This is a genomic window from Streptomyces sp. NBC_00259, assembly GCF_036181745.1.
Taxonomy (GTDB): Bacteria; Actinomycetota; Actinomycetes; order Streptomycetales; family Streptomycetaceae; genus Streptomyces; species Streptomyces pratisoli.
Genome location: NZ_CP108080.1, coordinates 7,534,535 through 7,556,378, shown reverse-complemented (window position 1 = coordinate 7,556,378; position 21,844 = coordinate 7,534,535). Strand labels below are relative to the sequence as shown.

Sequence of the window (21,844 nt, the reverse complement as noted above, 5' to 3'; positions counted from 1 at the left end):
AGACGTTGAGGATGCATGAACGTGACGGCCGACCCTCGTCCCCGGCCCCCTCCCCACTCGGCGTTCTCAGCTGTAGCCGGCGCGGCAGCACCTGGGTCGTCGCACTGGGCGGCGACCTCGGGCCGGAGGCGCTGGCCGGTGTTTCGCGGCGACTCGACGACGTGCTCGACGACGGCCGGACCATCGTGATGGACACGAGATCGGTGACGTCCGCCGACCCGGCCATGCTCGGACTCCTGATGAGGCTCCAGGAGGAAGCGCCGCTGTACGTGGCCGCGCCCTCGCCGCCCGTACGGGAGCTGCTGGAAACGGCCGGTCCGCACACCTCGGTCCGTACCGTCGCCTCATTGGGAGAGGCCCTGGACGCACTCGGCTCCGGGGCCTCCTGACCGGGCGCACCGGCGAAGGGGGCGCGAGCCGTGCGCAGCGTGGGAGTGGAGGAGGAGCTCCTCCTGGTGGACGCGGCAACGGGTGAGCCCCGGGCCGTGTCGGCGGCTGTGCTGGCCGTGGCCTCCAGGGAGGCGCCGGACGAGGAGCAGGTGTTCGAGTCGGAGCTGCAGCGCCAGCAGCTCGAGTTCGCGACCCGGCCCTGCACCCGGACGGAGGAACTCGCGGCCGAGATCCGGCGGTGCCGAGCCGAAGCGGCACACCATGCCAAGGACATCGGGGTGGCCGTCGCGGCCCTCGCCACGTCCCCGCTCCCGGTCAGTGCTTCCGTGGCCGTGGGCGCGCGGTACCACTGGATGGCCGAGCGCTTCGGGCTCGCGCTGCAGGAGCAGCTCACCTGCGGATGCCATGTTCACGTCTCCGTGGACTCGGACGAAGAGGGCGTCGCCGTCCTGGACCGGATCCGCTCCTGGCTGTCCGTCCTGATCGCCCTCAGCGCCAACTCCCCCTTCTGGCAGGGCCGGGACAGCGACTACAGCAGTTACCGCAGTGAGGTCTGGGGCCGATGGCCGTCCGCCGGCCCCACGGAGATCTTCGGATCGGCCGACCGGTACCACCGGCAGGTCCGGGACATGGTCGGCACCGGAGTCCTCAGGGACGAAGGGATGATCTACTTCGATGCCCGGCTCTCCCACCGGTACCCCACGGTCGAGGTCAGAGTCGCGGACGTGTGCCTGGACGCGGGATCGACGGTGCTCCTCGCCGTCCTCGTCCGCGGCCTGGTCGAGACGGCCGCCCGCCAATGGCAGGCGGGAGAGCCCTTGGCGGAGCCCGGTCAGCCCCTGCTGAGACTCGCCACCTGGCAGGCAGCCCGCTACGGCCTCGAAGGCAGGCTGCTCCACCCTCTGACGATGCGCCCCGCGCCCGCGGAGACGGTGGTGCGCGCGCTGTTCGACCATGTGCGCGACGCCCTGGACGACCACGGGGACACGAAACCCGCCCAGGAAGCACTGGCCCGCCTGCTGAGGGACGGCAACGGAGCGGCCGTCCAGCGCGCGATCCTGGAACGGACCGGCAGCCTGCGGGACGTCGTCACCGAGTGCGTGAGCCTCACCTGCGAACAGCGGCCCTGATCGCCGCGGCCGAGGAACGACCCGGCTGCCGCCAGCTGGGTGGCCTGCCCCGTGTGCCACGGACAGCAGGTGGGCGACGGGGAACGCATGAGGCGTCGCCGGTCACCTCCGGCTACTGGGCGATGTGGGAGGACAAGGGCATGGGGCACGGCGGGAATGTGATCGAGGAGCTGATGGCGGACCACCGTGAGGTGGAGCAGCTGTTCTCCCGGATCGAGGCGCTGACCACCGGGAGCAGCGAGCTGCGCGGGCTGGTGGACGAGGTCACGATCGAACTCGTGCGGCATTCGGTGGCCGAGGAGCAGTACCTGTACCCGGCCGTCCGTGAGCATGTGGAGGGTGGCGCGGAGATCGCGGACAAGGAGATCGCGGAACACGCCGTGGCCGAGAAGCTGATGAAGCACCTGGAGCAGATGCGGGTGGACGACGCGGAGTTCCACCCCACCCTTCAGCAGATGATGGACCACGTGAACGCCCACATCCGCGACGAAGAGGGTCAGCTGTTTCCACTGTTGCGCCAGGCGTGCACGGCCGAGGCGCTGGAGGATCTCGGCGACAAGATCCGCCGGGCCAAGGCCATGGCCCCCACCCGGCCGCATCCCTCCGCGCCCGACACGCCGCCCGCCAACAAGCTGCTCGCACCGGGAGCGGGGCTGGTGGACCGCGTACGTGACTTCGTCACCGGCCGCGGCGGGTCCTGACCCCTCGGCCCGCGGACACCGGTCGGCCATGGCCGCTCCCGACCCGGCCCCTGTGACACAGCTCCTTGTCAGGGACCAGGGGCGGCGGCCTACGCTGACGAGCCATGCGCGACAGCGCGGCCGCGTCGCACCCAGACAGTCACCGGGCGCGCGTGAAGGACGGTTCACATGCCCAGTGATCTCTCACACGTCATAGCCGCCGCCACGCGCTGGCTGCTGACCGCCTTCCCGGCGGCAGCCGGCGCCATGAACTACGCCCTGGCCGAGGCCCAGGCACGACAGGCGGCCACCGTCGCCGCCGTGCTGCGCTGTCCCACGACGCTCGACGTCGAACTGCTGAACATGCTCGGCCCGGGAGGCTCGGACCGGCTGGACGCACTCACCGGAGCGGACCAGCACCGGGCGGAGGAGGCGGACCGCTCCTGGCGCACCTGGGTGGACGAAACCGTCGTCAGCTGGGCCGCGAACCTGCTCGCCGACCCCCGTCTGGCTGCCCGGGCCGCGTCCGCCCTGTCCGCGACGGAGCACGGCACCGGGGCCGCGGGGGACGCGCGGCGGCTGACCGTGCCCAGCCGGCGTGATCACGACGCCGCGCCCCTGCTGCGTCATCCGGATCTGCTCGGCCCGATAGCCGGTCTGCATCGCGCCGCCCTGCTCGACGCGCTCGCGCCCGAACCCACCGGTGCCTGAGCAGGCACCGCACGCCTGACGTGTCGGGGCCGACCGCCCCGGCCCCAGGCACGTCCCGGTCTCAGGCATCCATCGGTGGCAGTCCTGGCAGCAGCTTCTCGATGGTGATGGGGAAGTCGCGCACGCGCACGCCGGTGGCGTTGAACACCGCGTTCGCGACCGACGCACCGGACCCGCAGATGCCCAGCTCACCGACGCCCTTCGCGCCCAGGGGGTTGGCCTTGTCGTCGTAGCTGTCGAGGACGACGGCATCGACGTCGGGGATGTCGGCGTGCACCGGCACGAGATAGCCCGCGAAGTCACGGTTGACGAAGGCGCCGGATCGCGAGTCGACGACCGCCTCTTCCTCGAGGGCCGCGCCGACCCCCCAGATCATGCCGCCGATCAGCTGCGAGCGGGTCGTCTTCGAGTTGAACACGCGGCCCACCGAGAACACGCCGAGCATCCGCCTCAGACGGACTTCGGCGGTGTCCGCGTCGACCCCCACCTCGGCGAAATGGGCCCCGTAGGTGTTGATCGAGTAGTCGGTGTAGTTCGGGTCGTCGCCCATGTAGCGGACCTGGCCCTCCGCCTCCACGCCTTCCGGGTGGCCGCGCGCGACGATCTCGCTCAGCGCTTCGGTCGCGCCTGCGATGCTGACGTCGCCGTCGGAGAACACGGCGTCCGCCGGGTCAAGACCGTGCAGCGGGGAACGTGCGTCGGCGCAGGCCGAGTCCAGCAGCTTGGCGCGCAGGGCCGCGCACGCCCGATGCGTCGCGGTGCACGAGTTGGTGGCGCCCCACGAGCCTCCGGACCCCCAGCTGGTGGGAAGGTCGGAGCGTCCGAGGTCGATCCGCACCCGTTCGGGCGGGAGGCTGAGGCCGTCGGCGGCGACCTGGGTCAGGACGGTGTACGTACCGGTGCCGATGTCGGTCATGTCCGTCTGGACGACGGCGGTGCCGTCCGCCTCCAGGCGCACCCGCGCCGTGGTCGGCCCCTGGAAGTGTCCGCGGATGGCGGCGGACATGCCGTAGCCGACCAGCCACCGCCCGTCGCGGGCGCTCGCCGGGGTGGCGGGGCGGTTCTCCCAGCCGAACCGGCGCGCGCCTTCGCGCAGGCAGTCGACCAGATGCCGGTCGCTGTACGGAACGGCACGCTCGGGATCGACGGTGGGCTCGTTGCGGATCCGCAGCTCGACCGGGTCCATGACGAGCGCATGGGCCAGCTCGTCCATCGCGGACTCGACCGCCAGCATGCCCGGTGCCTCGCCCGGTGCGCGGACGTCCGTCCCTCGCGGCAGGTCGAGCGGCGCCAGCCGGTGGCTGGTGAGCCGGTGGGGCGCGGCGTAGAGGCTGCGGGTCGTGGCGGCGGTCTGCTCGGCGTACTCCACGTCGGGGTTGGTGTGCATGGTGACGTCGTGGGCGATCGCCGCCAGCCGTCCGTCCTGACCCGCGCCCAGCCGGACCCGCTGGCTGGATGTGGGACGCATACCGACGAGCTGGAAGATCTGCTGCCGGGTCATCGCGACCTTGACGGGCCGGCGCAGCACGGTGGCCGCGAGCGCCGCCAGGATCGTCTCGGAATGGATGCCCAGCTTGGAGCCGAATCCCCCGCCGACGAAGGGGGCGACGATGTGAACCCGCTCCGGGTCGATGCCCAGGGTGGCGGCGACCGAGGCCTGGGCCGCATTGACGATCTGGCAGCTGACGTAGACGAACAGGTCCTCGTCACGCGGTTCCGCCAGACACGCGTTCGGTTCCATCGGCTGGGAGAACTCGTACGGCGTCGTGTAGTACTGGTCGACCCTGACCTCCGCGCTGTCGAACCCGGCATCGAAATCGCCGACCGCGGTGTCGGTGGGGAGACCGGCGTTGACCACCTTCGGGATGTACACCTCGTCTTCCTGCTCGGCGAAGTCGAAACGTCCCCGACCGCCGGTGTACTCGACGTCGACGAGACCGGCCGCCGCCCGGGCCTGCTCGAAGGTCGCGGCGACGACGAGTGCCACCGGCTGGCCGTAATGGTCGATGTCGGGGCCGGTCAGTTCCGGCTGGGCGCGCCAGTACTCGAACGGAATCGACTCGTCGCGAGCGCCCTGCTCCGGTGCGTTGAGATGGGTCATCACCATGCGCACGCCGGGTGCCTGTTCGGCGCTCTCGGTGTCGATCCGGGCGATGCTGCCCTTGCCGATCGTCGCGCCCACGATGAACCCGTAGAGCGGTTGGCCGGCCTCCCAGTGCTCGTAGGCGTAGGTGGCCCGGCCGACGACCTTCGACGGGCCGTCGACGCGGTTCAGAGCCTGCCCGATCATGCCGCCTCCTCAGCTCGCCCGGGCCACTTGCGCCAGCGTGCGGCACAGCGTGCGCTTGGCCAGCTCGATCTTGAAGTCGTTGAGCCCCTGCCCGACCGCGTCGCTCATCGCCGCCTCGGCGGCGGCGCGATAGGTCGCCATCGTGGCCGGACGGCCGGTCAGCGCGGCCTCCGCCTCGACGGACCGCCACGGCTTGTGCGCGACACCGCCGAACGCGACCCGCGCCTCACCGATCGTTCCCTGGTCGGCCGAGACGACGGCCGCCACGGAGACCAGCGCGAACTCGTACGACGCCCGGTCGCGCACCTTGCGGTACTTCTGCCGGCCCGGCGGGGGCGGGGGCAGGACGACGCCCGTGATCATCTCGCCGGGCCGCAGCACGGTCTCGATGTGCGGTGTGTCGCCCGGCAGCCGGTAGAAGTCCGTGATGGCGACGCGGCGTGCGGCCTGATCGGCGTCGAGCAGCTCGATCTCCGCCGCCAGCGCGGTCATCGCGACGGCCATGTCCGAGGGGTGGGTGGCGATGCAGGACTCGCTGGCACCGAGGATCGCGTGCATCCGGTTGAATCCGCCGATCGCCGAGCATCCGGATCCGGGATCCCGTTTGTTGCAGCCCGCCGCGGTGTCGTAGAAGTAGGGGCAGCGAGTGCGCTGCAGCAGGTTTCCACCGGTGGAAGCCTTGTTGCGCAACTGGCCCGAGGCGCCGGCCACCAGGGCCTCCGACAGCACGGGGTAGCGGGTGCGCACGCGCGCGTCGGCGGCCACGTCGGAGTTCGCCGCCTGGGCGCCGATGCGCAGTCCGCCGTCCGGGAGCTCCTCGATGTCCCGCAGCGGAAGCCGGCTGATGTCGACCAGATGGCTGGGCTTCTCGATGTCGAGCTTCATCAGGTCGAGCAGATTGGTGCCGCCGCTGATGAACTTCGCGCCCGTTCGGGACACGGCGGCGACGGCTGCCTCCGCGTCCGTCGCGCGCTCGTACGTGAAGGACCTCATCCCGGGTCTCCCTCCGCGGTGCTGCGGATGGCCGCGACGATGTTCGGATACGCGGCGCACCGGCAGATGTTGCCGCTCATCCGCTCGCGGATCTCCTCGTCGGTCAACGCGATCTGCGGCGCGGTCACGTCAGCGGTGGCGTGGCTGGGCCAGCCCGCCTCCACCTCGGCGAGCATGCCGACGGCGGAACAGATCTGGCCGGGCGTGCAGTAGCCGCATTGGAAGCCGTCGTTCTCGACGAAGGCGCGTTGCAAGGGGTGCAGGTCGTCGAGGTCGCCCAGGCCTTCGATGGTGACGATCTCGTCGTCCTCGTGCATGACGGCGAGCGTCAAGCAGGAGTTGACGCGCCGGCCGTTGATCAGCACCGTGCAGGCGCCGCACTGCCCGTGGTCGCACCCCTTCTTGGTCCCGCTCAGGCGCAGATGCTCGCGCAGCGCGTCGAGCAACGAGGTCCGTGGATCCACCTCGAGCCGCCGCACCTGATCGTTGACGCTCAACCTGATCGCCGAGAGCTGGGCCGTCTCGCCCGGGCTCCCGGCGGCGCCCGTGTCTGAGTCGCTCATCACAGCCCGCCTTCCTCGCTGCGCGGGTGTCACGCCGGACATGCGTCGCGGCTTTCGGGCGCCCTCCTCCGGCGGCCCGTCCCTCGTCGCCGCTGCCGGGCGCGCTCCTGCGTCCCAGGGTCTCGCAAAAGCCCTCACCCCGCGATTCATGCCGTGGAGCAGGGCCGCGGACCAGGTCACCTGCCTCGTGGGGGGCTGGTGCCCTCTGCCCGTTCCTGGGCGGGCCACGGCCGTGTCGTCGGGCCGCGAACCGGCGCCGGGGACGAGCCGGAGGTCACCCGATCGCACCACTCGTCCGCCCCCACCGGCCGGCGATGGTCGAGCGATGGCCCGCGAGGACCCCTACGAGCCGTGAACGGGATCCATCACACGGGATACTTCGGCGAGTTCGGCCGCGGCAGTCTCAACGCGGCGGCGGTGCGGCTCCCTTGAAGGAGAAGGAGGCGGATCCGGCGTGCGTGTTCCTCACGCCGTGTTCACGAAACGCCGGACGGGGCGAGTGGGAGCAGGACGCGGATACTTTTCCCGTCCCTCATCGGAGCGATGTCGATCTCCGTGGCGAGGCGCTGGACGAGCGGCCAGCCGTAACCGCCGACGGGGAACACCTGAGTGCCGGACCGCCGGCGCACCGTGGGGGTGTCGGTGCTGCGGTCCCTCACCTCGACGATCAGTCCGCGGTCCGTCACCAGTGCGGTGAAGCCGCGGACGCCGCCTCCGTGCCGGATCGCGTTCGCCACCAGCTCGGAGGTGACGAGCAGGGCGTCGGTCAGGGCCGACCCCGGGGCAGAGCTCCGGAAGACCCGCCGGAAGTGCTCCTCCAGCAGCCGTTTCACATGGTCGCGGGCGGCTGCCGCGCTCAAGGGCAATATCGGCCGTTGAGGCGGGTGCCGCTCCCCGGCCACATCACCTGACAGCATGGTCACCCCCGCGCCTTCTCGTTCTCCGTGAACTCCGACTACCCAGCAGCGCGCCCTCCTCACCCGTCGTCCGCTGCGACCGGGATGCGGGCGCCCTGCCCGGGGTCTTACGCCGTCGCCTCGAGGCGGGGCATGCCCGGCCCGGGTCACCGCTGTGCAGGCGTAGGTGTGTACGCGCCGTCGGCCCCGTGTGTTCAGGGCAGGAGGGGCGCGGAACGCTGCGGGGGAACGCGTCGGGCCAGGGCGATCGTCCGGTGTGTGGCGGCGTCGGGGCCGTGGTTGTGCGGCCCCGCCATGACCAGCGCTTCGAAGGCCCTGCGGCCCACGATCATCGCCCGCCGCATGCTTTCCACGTCCGCGTCGCCCGTCGCGGCCTGCTCGGAGGCCGCGTGCAGTCGCCGCGCTCCGCTCGCCTCGGCGGGAAAGAGCGCGCTCAGGGCGCGGAGCCGGTGCTCGTACGAGGCGGACGGGAGCCCTCGCGCGGTGGCCAGTCGGCCGAGCAGCTCGTCCGCCCTGGTCGTCGCCACGGCAGGAGCATCGACGAACTGGGCCTTGATCACGGTCCATTGGGAGATGAGCTGCTCCCGCTCGATGTTGCTCAGGGGCTTCAGCCTCGGGCGGGCGAGGCGGCGCCGGATGCCGCCGGTGTTCCTGCGCCTCGCCGGGCGGGCCAGGACGAGCGCAAGAACCATGGCTGCGGCCACCCCGAGGATGGCAAGCACGCTGAGGGCCATGACTTCCTCCTTGCCGGTTCTCTCTTCGCATCACTTCTGTTACGGCGTGTTACCGCGTGTGCGCTGAGTAAACGGGGGATCGCCCGGCGGGTGGGAAGCTCCCTGCGGGTGGGAAGGCGGGTGGGCGGCGCGTGGCCCGTCACCGTTCCCGCGGCCGGTTTGCCCCCAGTGGTCCCGGGTACCCGGTTGTCTCCGCACCAGCGGCTCGTACGACGAGGTCGAGGAGGCCGGCACAGTGAGCGACGCGAAGAGGTCAGCCCGCGCGGAGCAGGCGAAGGGCGCGGTGAAGGAGGCCGTCGGGCGGCTCGTGGGCAACGAGCGGATGACGGCCGACGGCCGTTCCATGCGGGCGAGGGGCGACCTGCGGGAAGCCGTCCACAAGATCCGGGACGCCTTCCGGCGATGACCGCCCCGGCCGCGTACCCGGCGAGACCGTGGCACATCCCGACGAGAGCACAGGGGCGGTGGCCGTTACGGCCACCGCCCCCGCCGTATGCCCAACCGACCTGATCCCCGCATTGTTTGGCCTGATCGAGAGGGTGCCCGCGGCCAGGAGCAGCGCGACTGCAATTATTGGCGGGCGGCAAGTATTCTGCTTGCGCCCGTGGCACGCGCACGGCCGGGGGCAGGGGAGGTCGGCTGTGAGGAGCCCTGTCGGTGGGCACGGTCCGGAGGTACCGGGCCCGAGGACGTCCGATCCACTCGTGCTTCTGGCCCGGGTGTCGCCGTCCGATCTCCGGACCGATGCCGACCATGTGACGATCCTGCTGGTCGAGGACGACGACGGCGACGCCCTCCTGGTGGAGGAGACACTGCGGGACAGCGGCCTGACCGCACGTCCGACCCGCGCCCGCTCGATGGCCGAGGCCCGGGTGGCGCTCAGCGGCGCCCACGGCGCGCCCGCGCAGTGCGTCCTGCTCGACCTCCATCTGCCGGACGCCCAGGGTCTGGATGTCGTCGGCCAGGTACTGGCCGTCGCGCCCGGCGCCGCGGTCGTCGTCCTGACCGGTCTCGCCGAGGAGGGCGTCGGTCTGTCCGCCGTCGCGGCCGGCGCCCAGGACTATCTGATCAAGGGCGTCTTCGAGCCGACCGTGCTGGAGCGCTCGATCAGATACGCCGTTCAGCGCCGCCAGATCGAGCACGCCGCGGTCGCCCTGGAAGCGAGCCGGATGCGCGCCCGGGAGAACGCACGGCTCGAGCGCGGTCTGCTGCCCTCGCCCCTGCTGCACGGCGACGCGGTGGACGTGGTGTCCCGCTATGAACCGAGCAGATCCCTGGGACTGCTCAGCGGCGACTTCTACGACGTCGTGGAAACCGCGGACGGAACCGTCCACGCCGTCATCGGAGACGTCTCCGGGCACGGTCCCGACGAAGCCGCGCTGGGTGTCTGCCTGCGCGTGGCCTGGCGGTCCTTCACCCTGGCCGGGGTGAGCGGCACGGGCGTGTGCGAGCTCATGCAGAAGGTCCTGGTGGCCGAGCGCACGGGCTCGGAGATCTTCGCCACCGTCACGACCGTGGAACTCCCCCCGGGCCTGACGAAGGCCAAGGTCGTCCGCGCCGGTCATCCCCCGCTGCTGCTGCGCGGGCCCGCCGGTGTACGGCTCGTGGAGACGGCCGCCGGGCCGGCGCTCGGCCTCCTGCCGGACGGGATGGGCCTCTGGCGCGAAGACCATCTGGACCTCCCGGCCGCCGGGGCGCTGGCCCTGTTCACCGACGGGCTCTTCGAAGGGCGGATCAGCGCCGACGGGCGGCGACTGGGCGAGGACGGCCTGCTCGCCCTCGCCGGCAGACACGCCGGACACCGTGCCGAGGAGTTCGTCACCGCCCTGATCGCCGAGACGCGTGCCCTGTCCGCCGAGCACGGTGGCCACAGCGACGACGTCGCCCTCCTCCACCTCGAATGGAACACACAGACGTGAACAGCCAGGAAGACCCGAGGGGCCGGAACACCGGACGCCGCCCGGGCCCTCGCGCCCGGCTGACCGTGCCCACCTGGTTCGGGCTCGTGCTGGCCGCCATCCTGCTCGTGGTGGGCGGCTTCGCCGTGGTCGGAGCACAGTTGCTGGGACGCACGGCCGCCGAGTCCAACGACCTCGTCGACCGGATCCAGCCGGCGCGGGTGGACGCGTACCGCCTGCAGAAGGCACTCCTCGACCAGGAGACCGGTGTGCGGGGCTTCGCCCTCAGCCGGGACCCGCGCTGGCTGGAGCCCTACACCCTGGGTCAGAAGGAGGCCGCGTCCGCGGCCCGGGCCCTGCGGCCGGCGCTGGCCGGCGATCCTCAACTGCTGTCCGACCTCACCCGTGTGGAGAACACGGCCGGGACCTGGCGCACGGCACACGCCGAACCCCTCGTGGAACGGACCCGGCAGGGCACCCTGCCCGTGGCCGCGGAACTCCAGCAGAGCAAGCTCGCCTTCGACCGACTGCGCGTACAGTTCGGACAGCTGAACCGGGACCTGCTCGCGGAACGCACCGCGGCCAGGGGCGAGATGCACCGCACCCGCTCCGCCCACAACTGGCTCTTCACCGGCATGCTGGCCGCCTTCGTGGCGATCGCCGCGGCGCTGGGATTCCTGCTGCACGCCGCCGTCGGACGCCCGCTGAACGCCCTGCGCGGGGCCGCCCAGCGGGTGGCGGACGGTGACTTCGACCATCGCATCGAGCCCGCGGGACCGGCGGAGGCACAGCAGCTCGCCACAGCCGTCGAGGCGATGCGGGTGCGCGTCCTGGACGCGCTGACGGCCTCGCGGCAGCGCGAGGAACTGCTCGCGCAGCGCACCGCCGATCTGGACGAACAGACCGTGGAACTGCGCCGCTCCAACGCCGAGCTGGAGCAGTTCGCCTACGTCGCCTCGCACGATCTGCAGGAACCGCTGCGCAAGGTCGCGTCCTTCTGCCAGCTGCTCGACAAGCGGTACGGCGACCAGCTGGACGACCGGGCCAAGCAGTACATCGACTTCGCCGTCGACGGCGCCAAGCGCATGCAGGTCCTGATCAACGACCTGCTCACCTACTCCCGTGTGGGACGCGTCAACGACGACAGGGACCCGGTGGACTTCGGCGCCACCCTGGACGAGGCGCTGGACAACCTCGGCGAGGCGGTCGAGGACGCCGGCGCCACGATCGAGCGCCCGGAACGCCTGCACACGATCACCGGCGACGCCGTGCTGCTGACCATGCTGTGGCAGAACCTGCTCGGCAACGCCGTGAAGTTCCGGGCCCCCGACCGCCCGCCGGTCGTCCGGATCACCGCCGAGCCGGACACGAGCGGCGAGGAGCCCGCCTGGCACTACTGCGTCACCGACAACGGCATCGGGATCCCGGAGGAGTTCTCCGAGAAGGTCTTCGTCATCTTCCAGCGGCTGCACGGGCGCGACGTCTACTCCGGCACGGGCATAGGCCTGGCGCTGTGCAAGAAGATCGTCGAACATCACGGTGGTCGTATCTGGATCGACACCGCCCACACCGACGGCACCCGCATCCACTTCGTCCTGCCCGCCTCCCCGACGGGCCCCGAGCACGAGCCCGAGACCGATCCCGTGCCGGAGGCCGTTCCCGGCCCCCGGCGGGACACGACCGACCACGCGCGTCCGAGCACAGGAGACCCCGTATGAACGCCGCCACCAAGCCCATCGAGGTCCTCCTCGTCGAGGACGATCCGGGCGACGAGCTGATGACCCGGGAGGCGTTCGAGGACAACAAGATCGGCAACACCCTCCATGTGGTGCGCGACGGGGAGGAGGCGCTCGACTTCCTCTACCGGCAGGGCGAACACACGGGTGCGCCCCGCCCGGATCTCATCCTCCTCGACCTCAATCTGCCCAAGTACGACGGACGGCAGGTCCTCGAGCGCATCAAGGCCGACGCGGATCTCACCCACATCCCCGTCGTCGTGCTCACCACCTCCGCCGCCGAGGAGGACATCCTGCGCAGTTACCAGCTGCACGCCAGCGCGTACGTGACCAAGCCGGTGGACCTGGAGCAGTTCATCGCCGCGATCCGGAAGATCGACGACTTCTTCGTCACCGTGGTGCGCCTGCCCCGCGCGTGACGCGGCGGCCGGGACGCCGTAGCGAGCCGCAGGCCGTCGTCCGGGCACGGCACCGCGCGGCCGAATGTAGTACCGGGCGGAATCCGGGGTAGGTGATGCGCCGAACCGAAGGACGGCGGGCTGAACGGGACGACCAGCGGATGATGTCGAAGACGATCGAGAACGACCAGGGCGCGGGCACGCTACGAGCGGGAGCCGCGTGGGCGGGCGCCGTGTACGACGGCGGTCCGGAGGGCATCGGGGATGCCCGTCGCTTCGCCACGGACTTCCTCGTGGAGAAGAACGACTACGACCCCGCGTCGCAGGTGGTGGGTTCCGTCCAGCTGATCGTCTCGGAGCTGGTGACCAACGCCTTCAAGTACGCCCACGGTCCGTGCGCCCTGGATCTGGAACGGACCCCCTCCGGCGTGGAGATCACCGTCTGGGACAGCAGCACGACCCTGCCCGTGGCCAGGGCCGCCGACCCGGGCCGGGTGGGCCAGCACGGGCTGGAGATCGTGCTGGCCCTGTGCGACGCCTTCGCGGTCGAGCGGGAGCCGGTCGGGAAGCGCATCACCGTACGCGTCTCCTGCGCCTGACAGCCGGCAACGGCCCCCTGCGCGGACACCGCGCAGGGGGCCGTTCGTGTTCGGCTCCCTGTCAGGACCCGGTCTCGATGTCCAGGCTGAGCCGGACGTCGAGGACCTGGTCCGCGCCGGTGATCTCGAAGAGCCGCCGCAGCTGCGGCTGCGGCATCGCGATGCGCAGTTGGGTGATCCGGTGGACCCGCAGCAGCAGATTGAGGAACGCGGAGTCCCCGAAGGTGACGCCTGACACGTCCAGGACCACGGTCGGGTGGCTGGCCGACGCCGCGGTCAGCGCGTCGGCCAGCGGCGGGAGGATGCTCAGGTCCAGATCGCCCCGTGCGGTGATCACCCACGCGTCCCCGGCCGCGTACTGGATGCCCACCGGACCTTCGCCGTTGAGAGGGGACTGGTCTTCGCTGCGCGCGTCCATGGCCGGGAGTATGCCCGCCCGGACACGTCTGCGGTAGTCACCGTCCCGTTGCCCGAAGGGATCCGGCCGAGACCCCACGTCCCGGAGCCCGCCCCGGCGCTCCGCGGGCAGCGGAAAGGGTGGGGCCCCGACGGATTGTCGGGGCCCCACCCTTTTCCCGGGAATCTCCGGCACATTCGCCGGGACGAGCGTCGGCTCTTTTCTCGTGTTTCCCGTGCCGACTTCTTTACCAGCGGTACCAGCGGCTACGGCGGCCACCGGTCGCTGCCGGCCGGATCACAAATCCGAGCAGCCATACGACCAGTACGATGACCGCGATCCACCAGAGTGCCTTGAGTGCGAAGCCCGCACCGAAAAGAAGCAGTGCGAGCAACAGAACGAGCAGCAAAGGAACCATGTCTATCATCCTCCCGGAATCCGCATACCCGGGAATGCACGCCATACGCGGAGTTGCTCGGCAATTCCACTGGGCATTACTTCCGCGCGTCTGCGAAAAGCGGATACCGCTGCGATGCGGTGATTCCCGTATGTGTGCTTGACTCTCTGCACAGCACGACACAAAGCGGTGGTCCCCCCGCCCGCGAGGGCAGGGGGACCACTGTGGTGCGTACGTCGGACCGTTCAGCCGGTGCCGGTGTCGAGCAGTCCTTCGCGCAGCCGGCCGATGATGCGGGTCAGCAGCCGCGAGACATGCATCTGCGAGATGCCCAGATGCTCACCGATCTGCGCCTGCGTCAGTTCCTCCACGAACCGCAGATGCAGGATCTGGCGGTCCCGGTCCTCCAGCTCCCCGATCAGCGGTGCGAGGGAGTGGAAGTCCTGGATGAGTTCGAGTGCCGGTTCCTCCTCGCCGATGAAGTCGGCGAGCGCCGCCTCGCCGTCCTGGGTGCTGTCACCGGTGAGGGCGGCGTCCAGCGAGGCGGAGTTGTAGGCGTTGGATGCCTTGCGGGCCTCGATGACGTCAGCCTCGGAGAGCGACATCAACTCGGACAGTTCCCGCACCGTCGGGGTGCGCCCGAGCCGGCTCCGCAGCTCGTCCGTCGCCCTGGCCAGCTCCACGCGGGCCTCCTGGAGGCGGCGCGGGACGTGCACGGCCCAGCTGGTGTCGCGGAAGAAGCGCTTGATCTCACCGACGATGCAGGGAACGGCGAAGGTGGTGAACTCCACCTCGCGGCACAAGTCGAAGCGGTCGATGGCCTTGATGAGCCCGATCGTGCCGACCTGGACGATGTCCTCCATCTCGTCCGCGCCCCGGCTCCGGAAGCGGCCGGCCGCGTACTTGACGAGCGAGAGGTTCATCTCGATGAGGGTGTTGCGCACGTACTGGTACTCGTCCGTGCCCTCCTCCAGCTCCGCCAGGCGGGCGAAGAACTGACGGGAGAGCTCGCGCGCGTCCTGGGGGGATACCTTCGACGGATCCGCGATCGGTGCGATCCCGACCGCGTCGGCTTCCGTTGTCGCTTCCTGTGCCGCGGTTGTCACTGCGGTCACGGCTGCCATGCCATCCACCCCTGTCGTCCGGATCCATTCCCGTGCGCGGTCCGCCTACCCCGGATCGTGGGGCGCATTCGCTCCCCCGCGCGCTTCTCCTCGAAATCTCTTCTTCGCCTGCCAGCTGAGGTCACGTCAGCCTCCACCGTCTCTGTCATACCGGCTCCGTACGGCCGAACAGCCCCGCGTGCCCCGGCGGCAGCTGGGTGAGGATGCGGCGCAGCAGGGCGTCGTCGGCCACCTCGGCCACGATGCCGAGCACGGCCGTGACGGCGCGCCGGGCCTCGTCGAAGTCGCCGTGGTCACGGGCCGCGACGGCTTCGACGAAGCCACGCGGCGTCAGGGGTTCGCTGGCCGGCTCGCCGACGGTGAGCAGAGGGCCGCACTCAGGCGGCAGCAGACGCGCGAGGTCCCTGCGGTCATCGCCCACAAGGTGTGCTCCCAGGACGTCCAGGACGCTGTCCACGGCCCCCGCGGCTTCCCGCCGCCGGGCGTAGCGGCCCCGTTCCCGTACCGAGTCGAGCAACGTTTCCAGTTGGCTGTTCATGGCGCTCCTTGCCGTGGCTGTCCTGTCGGCCTGCGCCGTCCGGGCCAGCCACTGAACGTGACCAGGCGGCTACCCCTAACCCCGGGCGGTAATCGCCCCCGCCGGACGGACATGACCCGCACGGCCCAACGGCGAACGGCCGGACGGAGTCCGGGGCCGGGTGGCAGCGGCCGTCCGGACCCCGGTCCGCGCGGGTGCGGAGCGGGTGCCGGGTGAAGCGGGCGTACATGAGCTCGCCGGTCGGTGGTAGACGAATCTGCATTCCCGGGTGCCCGGTACATCCGTCCCGGACCCGCCCGGGTGAGGCCGCCCATGTGGCCACGGCGGAAGGGAAGCTGAACATGCTGGAGGAATCACCATCGGTCATGCATGACGTGTCGGTCGCCGCGGCCGTGGGACGTCGGGCTCTGCCCCAGCGGCTGTGCGCCGCGTTCACCCGGTCGCTCGGAGCGCAACGGGCGGCTCTCTCGTTCCTGCCCCGCATGGAGCACTGGCGACTGCTCCACGCCACGGACGAGCCCGCACTGCGGGGTGAGGCCACGCAGTTCACCCTGGCCGGCGGGCCGTCGGTCAGCGCCGCACTGCGCATGCGCCCGGTCTTCGTACCCGACCTGCACCACTCGGCGCACGGCTCGGGCTCACGCCTCGACGAGGGACTCGCCGACGTGCGTCAGGTCCTGGCGCTTCCGCTGCGCGTCCAGCGGACACCGGTAGGCGTCATCTGCCTCTACTACACCGAGCGCACCGAAGTGACGGAGCGCCACATCGCCCACGGGCAGCACGCCGCCGATCTCGCCCTCGACGCGCTGCTCCGCTGGCGGGCCGTGCACGCCTGCGAGGACTGCGAGTGTCCGGTCTGGACGACGGACACCCGGGCGGCGCGCTGGGATCGCATCCATCAGGCGGCCGGCTATGTCGCGGCGCGCGAGGACTGCGCCGTCTCCGAGGCCTTGTCCTGGCTCCAGGTCGTGGGGGTGCGTGACGGTCGCTCCCTGCTCGACCTGTCCGACGCACTGCTGCAGACGCGCCCCTCGGCCCCGCACGACTCCTGCGCCGGGGTGGCGGAGTGGCCGGCGCCTGTCGGCTCCGGCGTACCCGTCGGCCGCAGGGCGTAGTCGGGGGCCGAGGCGATGACGAGGAAGGTGAGGGCGCCGGGGACCCGGCCGTCGACGCCGTACGACGTCGCGGCCGGCGAACACGTCGGCCGGAACGGCCGGGCACGCAGGGGGCCCGGCGCCCCATGAGCGGGGTGCCGGGCCCTGTTTCCCGTGGGGGGAGTCTCAGCGGCGGAACGCGTCCGCCATGCCGCACATTCGTTTCCGCGACTCGAGTTCCGGTGCCTTCAGGCGTGTTGTAGCGCATAACCGCGGACGGGGGATGCAAACCCCCGACTTTCCGGGACCGGTCGCGCTGCCGACGGCAATGCTGCTCCGAACGGGGAATCCGGAATTCGTCGGGTGTGAGCCGGGAGGGCGCGGGCATGCGGACCGTGGCGGAGTCAACGGGATCGACCCCATTGGCCAACTTCCGCCGGACCAATTGGATTTCACCGTCTGGAGGACTGTGGTGAGCGAACATCTGTGGGCCTACGTACCGACCAGCGGCCACAACCGGGACGACGATCTCACCGGCTACAGCGTCGAGGCGACGGATGGTCGCATCGGCAAGGTGGACAAGCACTCGAACGAAGTCGGATCCCAGTACATCGTCGTCGACACCGGCGTATGGATCTTCGGCAAGGAGGTGATGCTGCCGGCCGGCACCATCACCATGGTCGATCACCAGGAAGAGCGAATTCTCGTTTCCCGAACGAAGGACGAGATCAAGGCGGCTCCGGAATTCGACAAGGAGAAGCACCTCGGTGATCCCGCCTACCGGGACCAGCTCGGCGGCTATTACGGCTCCGGTCACTGACCCCTCTCCCCCGCGCCGGGTCCGCCGGGCACGCCCCCGAGGGGGCGTGCCCGGCGCGGTTTCGGCGCCGCGTCTCAGCCGGCCGGCTCGACGGCGGCGAGCGCCGCGCCGACATCGCGGTGGACGGAGGTCGTCAGGCTCAGCCCCGTGAGGTCGAAGAGCTTGGCGACGGCAGGCGTCGGCGCCGCGAGGTGCAGGTCGCCGCCGGTCGACCGGGTCTCCCGGGTGGCCTTGATCAGGACGTTCAGCCCGGAGGAGTCCATGAACTCCAGGGCGGACAGGTCCAGTACGAGATTCCTGCGCCCGTGGAGGAACTGGTTCGCAAGGTGGTGATGAAGAAGGGTCGCCGTGTCGGCGTCCAGTTCGCCGCCGATCGTCACGACCGCTGTGACAGGGTCGTGGATCTCGACCTCGACGTTCAGGTTCTCTTCCATGAGGGACATGAGCCTCCGCTTTCGGGTGGGGCGTTCGGCCCGGTGCACGCCCTCGGGTGCCGACGAGCGGCGAGGACGCGCGCACCTGCGCTGATCGGACGACGCCTGCCCCGGGTGAACGGCCGCACACGTCCGACGGCCGAGTTGTTGCCGTGCGGACACCATTGCCGCGTGACAAATGTTGCACGTGGTTCGTAGAATGACATGGTCGTGCTCAGCGCCTTCCCCGGGGGCGGTGTCCGCGGGCGCCTGCACAGCGACGACACGCCGGGCCGTGATCCCGGCGCGAAGAGAATCAGGATGTACGTGGACAAGTTCGATGCCCTCGAGCAGGCCTTGCGCAGCGCCGCGCCGCACACCTTGGTGGACGTGGTGACCGACGCTCTCGCCGAGTGGTACCGCGCGGACGACGTGCAACTCCGCCTGGCCGACTACGGAATGCGCTCCCTGCAGGCCGTGGAGACCGGGCCGGGCACGACGGAACCCGTCCCGATCGACGGCAGTGCCCAGGGGCGTGCGTTCGGCTCGCAGGAACCGCATGTGACCAAAGGGCCCGCACGCGTGGAGGTGCACCTGCCCGTCACCGTCCGCGGAGACCGGCTGGGCGTGCTCACCGTGCGCATGAGCGAGGACATCGACGCCGAGGCGCTGCTGCCGGACCTCCAGCGCGTGTGCGAGGCACTCGGCCACGAGATCCTCGTCGCGGAGCGCGACACCGACCTGTACGTGCTCGCCCGGCGCGCCGCACGGCTGACGCTGGCGGCCGAGATGCAGTGGCTGCTGCTGCCCGGCCGGGCCTGCGCGCGCAGCGAGTTCGCCCTCGGCGCCCATCTGGAGCCCGCCTACGCCATCTTCGGCGACAACTACGACTGGTCCGTCTCGGCCGACCACCTCACCCTGACCGTCACCAACGGCATGGGCAACGGCATCGAGGCGGCGCTTCTGACCAGTCTCGCCGTCAACGCGCTGCGCAACGCCCGCCGCGCCGGCCTCGACCTCGCCGGCCAGGCCACGCTGGCCGACCAGGCCGTGTACGCCCACTACCAGGGGCGTGCGTACGTGTCCGTGCTGCTGCTGCGCTTCGACCTCGACTCGGGCGAGGTGGAGGTCGTGGACGCCGGTTCGCCCCGCCTGTGGCGACTGCGCGACCGCGTCGTCGAGCCCATCGACTTCGAGGCACAGCTCCCCCTGGGCATGTTCGAGGACACGGTGTACGAACCGGAGCGCTTCGTCGTCCGCCCGGGCGACCGCCTGCTCTTCGGCAGCGACGGCGTCTACGACTCGTCGTCCCCCGCGGGCGAGCGGTACGGCAGCCGGACGCTGGCCCGCACCCTCCTCGCCACGAGCCTGCTCCCGCCGACCCAGGTGCCGGGCGCGGTGCTCCGCGAGCTCGCCGGCCACCGCGGGGACACACCGCTCGACGACGACGCGCTGGTGGTCTGCCTCGACTGGTACGGGCGCGACGAGCGAGGCGGGGTCGACGGTGACGCGGCCACCGGGTGACGGTCGGGCCGCCGGGCCCGGAGCGCGCCCGGTCGCCTGGCGCGGCTCAGGCCTGGCGGGCCGAACCGTCCTGCGCGCTCCGGCTCCGAGTGGAGCCCTCGGCCGCGACGGCGTTCCGGAAACCGTTCAGGCCCTCCAGCAGAGCGGCGCGCGACGCCGGACCCATGGCTTCGATGGCGGCGAGAAGGATCTCCTCGCGCCGGCTGCGCAGCTCCGAGAGGTAGGCCCTCCCATGGGCGGTCAGGCGGAGCGTCAGCTCCCGCCGGCTCACGGGACTGGGCGTGCGCTCCACGAACCCCAGCGCTTCGAGCCGGTCGCACAGCCTGCTGGCCGACGAGGGCGCGGAGCCCAGCACGTCGCCGAGGGTGCGCAGGTTGATGCCGTCCGCGCGTTCCAGGCTGTAGAGCACGCGCAGTTGCGAGGCCGACACCGCGGACGCGGTGTCCCGGCCCCTTTCCCACAGGATCTCGAGCATCTCGATGACATCGCACGCCGCTCGTGCCGCATCGGCGGACCGCCGCGAAGGTGGAGCCGGACTCGCGCTCATGCCGTGACACTCCAAATCAGACGTGCTCGCCGGTGCCGGACGTACTCGCCGATGCCGAGGACCGGGTGCCGCGCCCCTGCCCCCTGAACGCCGTCACCGGGTCACGCCGGTCGGCGGGCGTCACCGGGCGGGCTCGAGGCACGTACTGTATGGCAACCATAACTCTCCCTTGCCTACCCGCCCGGACCGCCGATCGGTGTGCCCGTCGGGGGGCAGTGCGGTGTTCGTACCGTGAAGACCCGGCTTCCGCGGTGCTCCCCCGCGGCACGCGGGCTCAGGCGGTACGTGCGTCGCCGGCGGGACGCACGCCCGGAGCGTGTCCCGTCTCGTCGAGTGCGTTCCTGAAGCCCGCCAGACCGGCGAGCAGGGCGGATCGCGCCGACGGTTTCATCGCGGCGATCACTTCCAGCAAGGACGCGTCCCGGCGCTCTCGCAGCTCCCGCAGATAGGTCCTGCCGTGACCGGTCAGATGCAACTCCAGCTCACGTCTGCTGACCTGGCTCGGGAGCCTGCGGACGAAGCCGAGCGCCTCCAGCCGGTCGCAGAGTCGGCTCACCGACGGGGGCGCCGAGCCCAGCAGCTCGCCCAGCGTCCGGAGGTTGATGCCCTCCTCGCGGTCGAGGCTGTAGAGCACCCGGAGCTGTGACGCCGACACGGGCGGGTAGGACACCTCTCTGCCCCGCTCCCACAGCACCTCGAGGAGCTCGACGAGTTCCGGGCCCACGGGAGAGGTCTCATGCCGTCGACGCCGGGAAGGAGAGTGGTTCACATCCATACCTGCCGCTACTCCGAATCGGTCGCCCTCATCTCACGGCGTCGGCGTACCGCCGCAGGTCCAGTGGCAGAGGCCCTCTCCGCCACAACAACCATATCTTTTCACCGGCCCTCTCCCGACGGCCACGTCGGACCCGCATGCGGCGGTGCGCGCCCCGCGGCGTCCGTCGCACCGGACGACGAAGCGCCCGGCCGGTCGTTCGTACGGTCGGGCCGAGCGGGAGGTGCCCGACCCTCTCAGGAGACGACATGCAAGGTGACCGCACGTGCACCGGACCGCCGCGGCGAGCCGGCACCCTCCCCGGGGCGATGCCCTCGCGGCGCGAACTGCTCATATCCCTGCGCCGTACGCCCGTGTCCGTCTGGAACGAGGACGTCACGGACTGGGCTGCGGCGCTGACGTACTACGCGGTCCTCGCTCTCATCCCCATGCTGCTGGTCACCGTGTCCCTCAGCGGGATCGCCGACGCCTCGCAGACCGGCGCCCTGATCGAGCGAGCGGCCGCGCTCCTGCCACCGCAGGCGCGCCCTCTGCTGGAAGGGGCGATGCGCGGAATGGCCGGGCGGCACTCGGAGGCGTGGCTGGTCGCCGTGATCGGCTCCCTGGGCTCGCTGTGGTCCGCATCCAGCTATCTGGCCGTGTTCCGCCGTGCCCTGCACGCGATGAACGAGGTGAAGGACCGGCGCTCAGCCTGGCGGACGATGCCCCGCGTCGTCGCCACGGCCTGCGCGCTGCTGGTCGCCCTGGTCCTGAGCGCCCTGGTGCTCACGCTCAGCGGGGAGTTCGCCGCCGCCCTCGGAGGGGCCCTGGGCCTCGACGGTGTGGCGGCCGCGACCTGGAACGTACTGAAGTGGCCGCTGCTGCTCTGCCTCGCGGCCACGATGGTGCTGGTGCTGTTCCGCTCCGGCCCGGCCCTGGGGCAAGGAGCCCGGCAGCGGGCGCTGGGAGGCGGCCTGGCCGTGGTTCTGTGGCTCACCGCCTCCTTCGCCTTCGCGGCGTACACCGCGCACGTCGGCACCTACGACCGGCTGTACGGACCACTCGCCGGCTTCATCGTGTTCCTGGTCTGGCTCTGGGTGTCGAACCTCGCGCTGCTCACCGGTGCGCAGTTCAACGCCGAGCTCGCCCGGACGCGGGCCCCCGGCGACCTGTGACCAGTGACCAGTGACCAGTGAC

The 21,844-nt window shown here is 71.0% G+C and carries 25 protein-coding genes; 13 read left to right on the top strand and 12 right to left on the bottom strand.

Features of this window, described 5'->3' with window-relative positions; translation table 11 throughout:
* Nucleotides 1-11: 11 nt before the first annotated feature.
* The 4 genes from OG766_RS33860 to OG766_RS33845 all read left to right on the top strand — a co-directional run bounded on the left by OG766_RS33860 (nt 12) and on the right by OG766_RS33845 (nt 2,911).
* Nucleotides 12-389 (top strand): STAS domain-containing protein, encoded by a 378-nt coding sequence (locus OG766_RS33860; protein WP_266384826.1) that lies wholly within the window; start codon nt 12-14, stop codon nt 387-389.
* Nucleotides 390-419: 30 nt separating this feature from the next.
* Entirely contained in the window at nt 420-1,520 is a 1,101-nt protein-coding gene (locus OG766_RS33855) for a glutamate--cysteine ligase 2 (protein ID WP_328727086.1), read from the top strand.
* Between the two features lie 140 nt (nt 1,521-1,660).
* Nucleotides 1,661-2,221 carry a hemerythrin domain-containing protein gene (locus tag OG766_RS33850; RefSeq protein WP_266388571.1) on the top strand — a complete coding sequence of 187 codons (561 nt, stop codon included), beginning with the start codon at nt 1,661-1,663 and terminating at the stop codon, nt 2,219-2,221.
* Between the two features lie 168 nt (nt 2,222-2,389).
* Nucleotides 2,390-2,911, top strand: coding sequence for a hypothetical protein (locus OG766_RS33845; RefSeq protein ID WP_328727085.1), 522 nt, complete (start codon nt 2,390-2,392; stop codon nt 2,909-2,911).
* A gap of 61 nt (nt 2,912-2,972) precedes the next feature.
* Here the strand turns inward: OG766_RS33845 and OG766_RS33840 are convergent, their stop codons facing one another.
* From OG766_RS33840 to OG766_RS33820, 5 genes are all read right to left on the bottom strand, one after another.
* Nucleotides 2,973-5,201: a xanthine dehydrogenase family protein molybdopterin-binding subunit gene (locus OG766_RS33840; RefSeq protein WP_328727084.1), complete on the bottom strand. Its 2,229-nt coding sequence runs from the start codon at nt 5,199-5,201 to the stop codon at nt 2,973-2,975.
* 9 nt (nt 5,202-5,210) lie between these two features.
* Nucleotides 5,211-6,194, bottom strand: coding sequence for an FAD binding domain-containing protein (locus OG766_RS33835; RefSeq protein ID WP_266384835.1), 984 nt, complete (start codon nt 6,192-6,194; stop codon nt 5,211-5,213).
* The gene (locus OG766_RS33830) at nt 6,191-6,757 is read right to left on the bottom strand and encodes a 2Fe-2S iron-sulfur cluster-binding protein (protein ID WP_266384838.1); all 567 of its coding nucleotides are present in this window, start codon (nt 6,755-6,757) and stop codon (nt 6,191-6,193) included. The genes OG766_RS33835 and OG766_RS33830 overlap by 4 nt, the downstream gene beginning before the upstream one ends.
* A gap of 476 nt (nt 6,758-7,233) precedes the next feature.
* On the bottom strand, nt 7,234-7,617 hold the full coding sequence (locus tag OG766_RS33825) for an ATP-binding protein (protein WP_328727083.1): 384 nt from the start codon (nt 7,615-7,617) through the stop codon (nt 7,234-7,236).
* A 251-nt stretch (nt 7,618-7,868) separates the two neighbouring features.
* Nucleotides 7,869-8,408 (bottom strand): hypothetical protein, encoded by a 540-nt coding sequence (locus OG766_RS33820; protein WP_328727082.1) that lies wholly within the window; start codon nt 8,406-8,408, stop codon nt 7,869-7,871.
* Nucleotides 8,409-8,643: 235 nt separating this feature from the next.
* Here OG766_RS33820 and OG766_RS33815 point away from each other — a divergent pair, with 235 nt between their 5' ends.
* The 5 genes from OG766_RS33815 to OG766_RS33795 all read left to right on the top strand — a co-directional run bounded on the left by OG766_RS33815 (nt 8,644) and on the right by OG766_RS33795 (nt 13,039).
* Complete coding sequence (locus OG766_RS33815; RefSeq protein WP_266384844.1) at nt 8,644-8,814, top strand: CsbD family protein; 171 nt, start codon at nt 8,644-8,646, stop codon at nt 8,812-8,814.
* A gap of 298 nt (nt 8,815-9,112) precedes the next feature.
* A complete protein-coding gene (locus tag OG766_RS33810) occupies nt 9,113-10,327 on the top strand; it encodes a PP2C family protein-serine/threonine phosphatase (protein WP_328727081.1) in 1,215 nt (404 codons plus the stop codon).
* Nucleotides 10,324-12,024 carry a sensor histidine kinase gene (locus tag OG766_RS33805; RefSeq protein ID WP_266384850.1) on the top strand — a complete coding sequence of 567 codons (1,701 nt, stop codon included), beginning with the start codon at nt 10,324-10,326 and terminating at the stop codon, nt 12,022-12,024. The genes OG766_RS33810 and OG766_RS33805 overlap by 4 nt, the downstream gene beginning before the upstream one ends.
* Nucleotides 12,021-12,461: a response regulator gene (locus OG766_RS33800; RefSeq protein WP_328727080.1), complete on the top strand. Its 441-nt coding sequence runs from the start codon at nt 12,021-12,023 to the stop codon at nt 12,459-12,461. The genes OG766_RS33805 and OG766_RS33800 overlap by 4 nt, the downstream gene beginning before the upstream one ends.
* A gap of 143 nt (nt 12,462-12,604) precedes the next feature.
* Entirely contained in the window at nt 12,605-13,039 is a 435-nt protein-coding gene (locus OG766_RS33795) for an ATP-binding protein (RefSeq protein WP_328727571.1), read from the top strand.
* A 61-nt stretch (nt 13,040-13,100) separates the two neighbouring features.
* Here the strand turns inward: OG766_RS33795 and OG766_RS33790 are convergent, their stop codons facing one another.
* From OG766_RS33790 to OG766_RS33775, 4 genes are all read right to left on the bottom strand, one after another.
* Nucleotides 13,101-13,457 carry an STAS domain-containing protein gene (locus tag OG766_RS33790; RefSeq protein WP_266384856.1) on the bottom strand — a complete coding sequence of 119 codons (357 nt, stop codon included), beginning with the start codon at nt 13,455-13,457 and terminating at the stop codon, nt 13,101-13,103.
* 226 nt (nt 13,458-13,683) lie between these two features.
* Nucleotides 13,684-13,854 (bottom strand): hydrophobic protein, encoded by a 171-nt coding sequence (locus tag OG766_RS33785; protein WP_266384859.1) that lies wholly within the window; start codon nt 13,852-13,854, stop codon nt 13,684-13,686.
* A 224-nt stretch (nt 13,855-14,078) separates the two neighbouring features.
* Nucleotides 14,079-14,957, bottom strand: coding sequence for an RNA polymerase sigma factor SigF (locus OG766_RS33780; RefSeq protein WP_423247143.1), 879 nt, complete (start codon nt 14,955-14,957; stop codon nt 14,079-14,081).
* A gap of 145 nt (nt 14,958-15,102) precedes the next feature.
* Nucleotides 15,103-15,495, bottom strand: coding sequence for a DUF2267 domain-containing protein (locus OG766_RS33775; protein WP_266384860.1), 393 nt, complete (start codon nt 15,493-15,495; stop codon nt 15,103-15,105).
* A gap of 365 nt (nt 15,496-15,860) precedes the next feature.
* Here OG766_RS33775 and OG766_RS33770 point away from each other — a divergent pair, with 365 nt between their 5' ends.
* Nucleotides 15,861-16,610: a GAF domain-containing protein gene (locus OG766_RS33770; protein WP_328727079.1), complete on the top strand. Its 750-nt coding sequence runs from the start codon at nt 15,861-15,863 to the stop codon at nt 16,608-16,610.
* A 451-nt stretch (nt 16,611-17,061) separates the two neighbouring features.
* Nucleotides 17,062-17,409 carry a PRC-barrel domain containing protein gene (locus OG766_RS33765; protein ID WP_266388582.1) on the top strand — a complete coding sequence of 116 codons (348 nt, stop codon included), beginning with the start codon at nt 17,062-17,064 and terminating at the stop codon, nt 17,407-17,409.
* 74 nt (nt 17,410-17,483) lie between these two features.
* Here OG766_RS33765 and OG766_RS33760 read toward each other — a convergent pair whose 3' ends face one another.
* Nucleotides 17,484-17,852 (bottom strand): STAS domain-containing protein, encoded by a 369-nt coding sequence (locus OG766_RS33760; protein ID WP_266384866.1) that lies wholly within the window; start codon nt 17,850-17,852, stop codon nt 17,484-17,486.
* Between the two features lie 291 nt (nt 17,853-18,143).
* Here OG766_RS33760 and OG766_RS33755 point away from each other — a divergent pair, with 291 nt between their 5' ends.
* Entirely contained in the window at nt 18,144-19,346 is a 1,203-nt protein-coding gene (locus OG766_RS33755; protein ID WP_443045629.1) for a PP2C family protein-serine/threonine phosphatase, read from the top strand.
* A gap of 46 nt (nt 19,347-19,392) precedes the next feature.
* Here OG766_RS33755 and OG766_RS33750 read toward each other — a convergent pair whose 3' ends face one another.
* The gene (locus tag OG766_RS33750; protein ID WP_266384868.1) at nt 19,393-19,893 is read right to left on the bottom strand and encodes a MarR family winged helix-turn-helix transcriptional regulator; all 501 of its coding nucleotides are present in this window, start codon (nt 19,891-19,893) and stop codon (nt 19,393-19,395) included.
* 274 nt (nt 19,894-20,167) lie between these two features.
* A complete protein-coding gene (locus OG766_RS33745) occupies nt 20,168-20,668 on the bottom strand; it encodes a MarR family transcriptional regulator (RefSeq protein ID WP_328727078.1) in 501 nt (166 codons plus the stop codon).
* Nucleotides 20,669-20,916: 248 nt separating this feature from the next.
* Here OG766_RS33745 and OG766_RS33740 point away from each other — a divergent pair, with 248 nt between their 5' ends.
* On the top strand, nt 20,917-21,822 hold the full coding sequence (locus OG766_RS33740) for a YihY/virulence factor BrkB family protein (RefSeq protein ID WP_266384873.1): 906 nt from the start codon (nt 20,917-20,919) through the stop codon (nt 21,820-21,822).
* Nucleotides 21,823-21,844 lie beyond the last annotated feature (22 nt).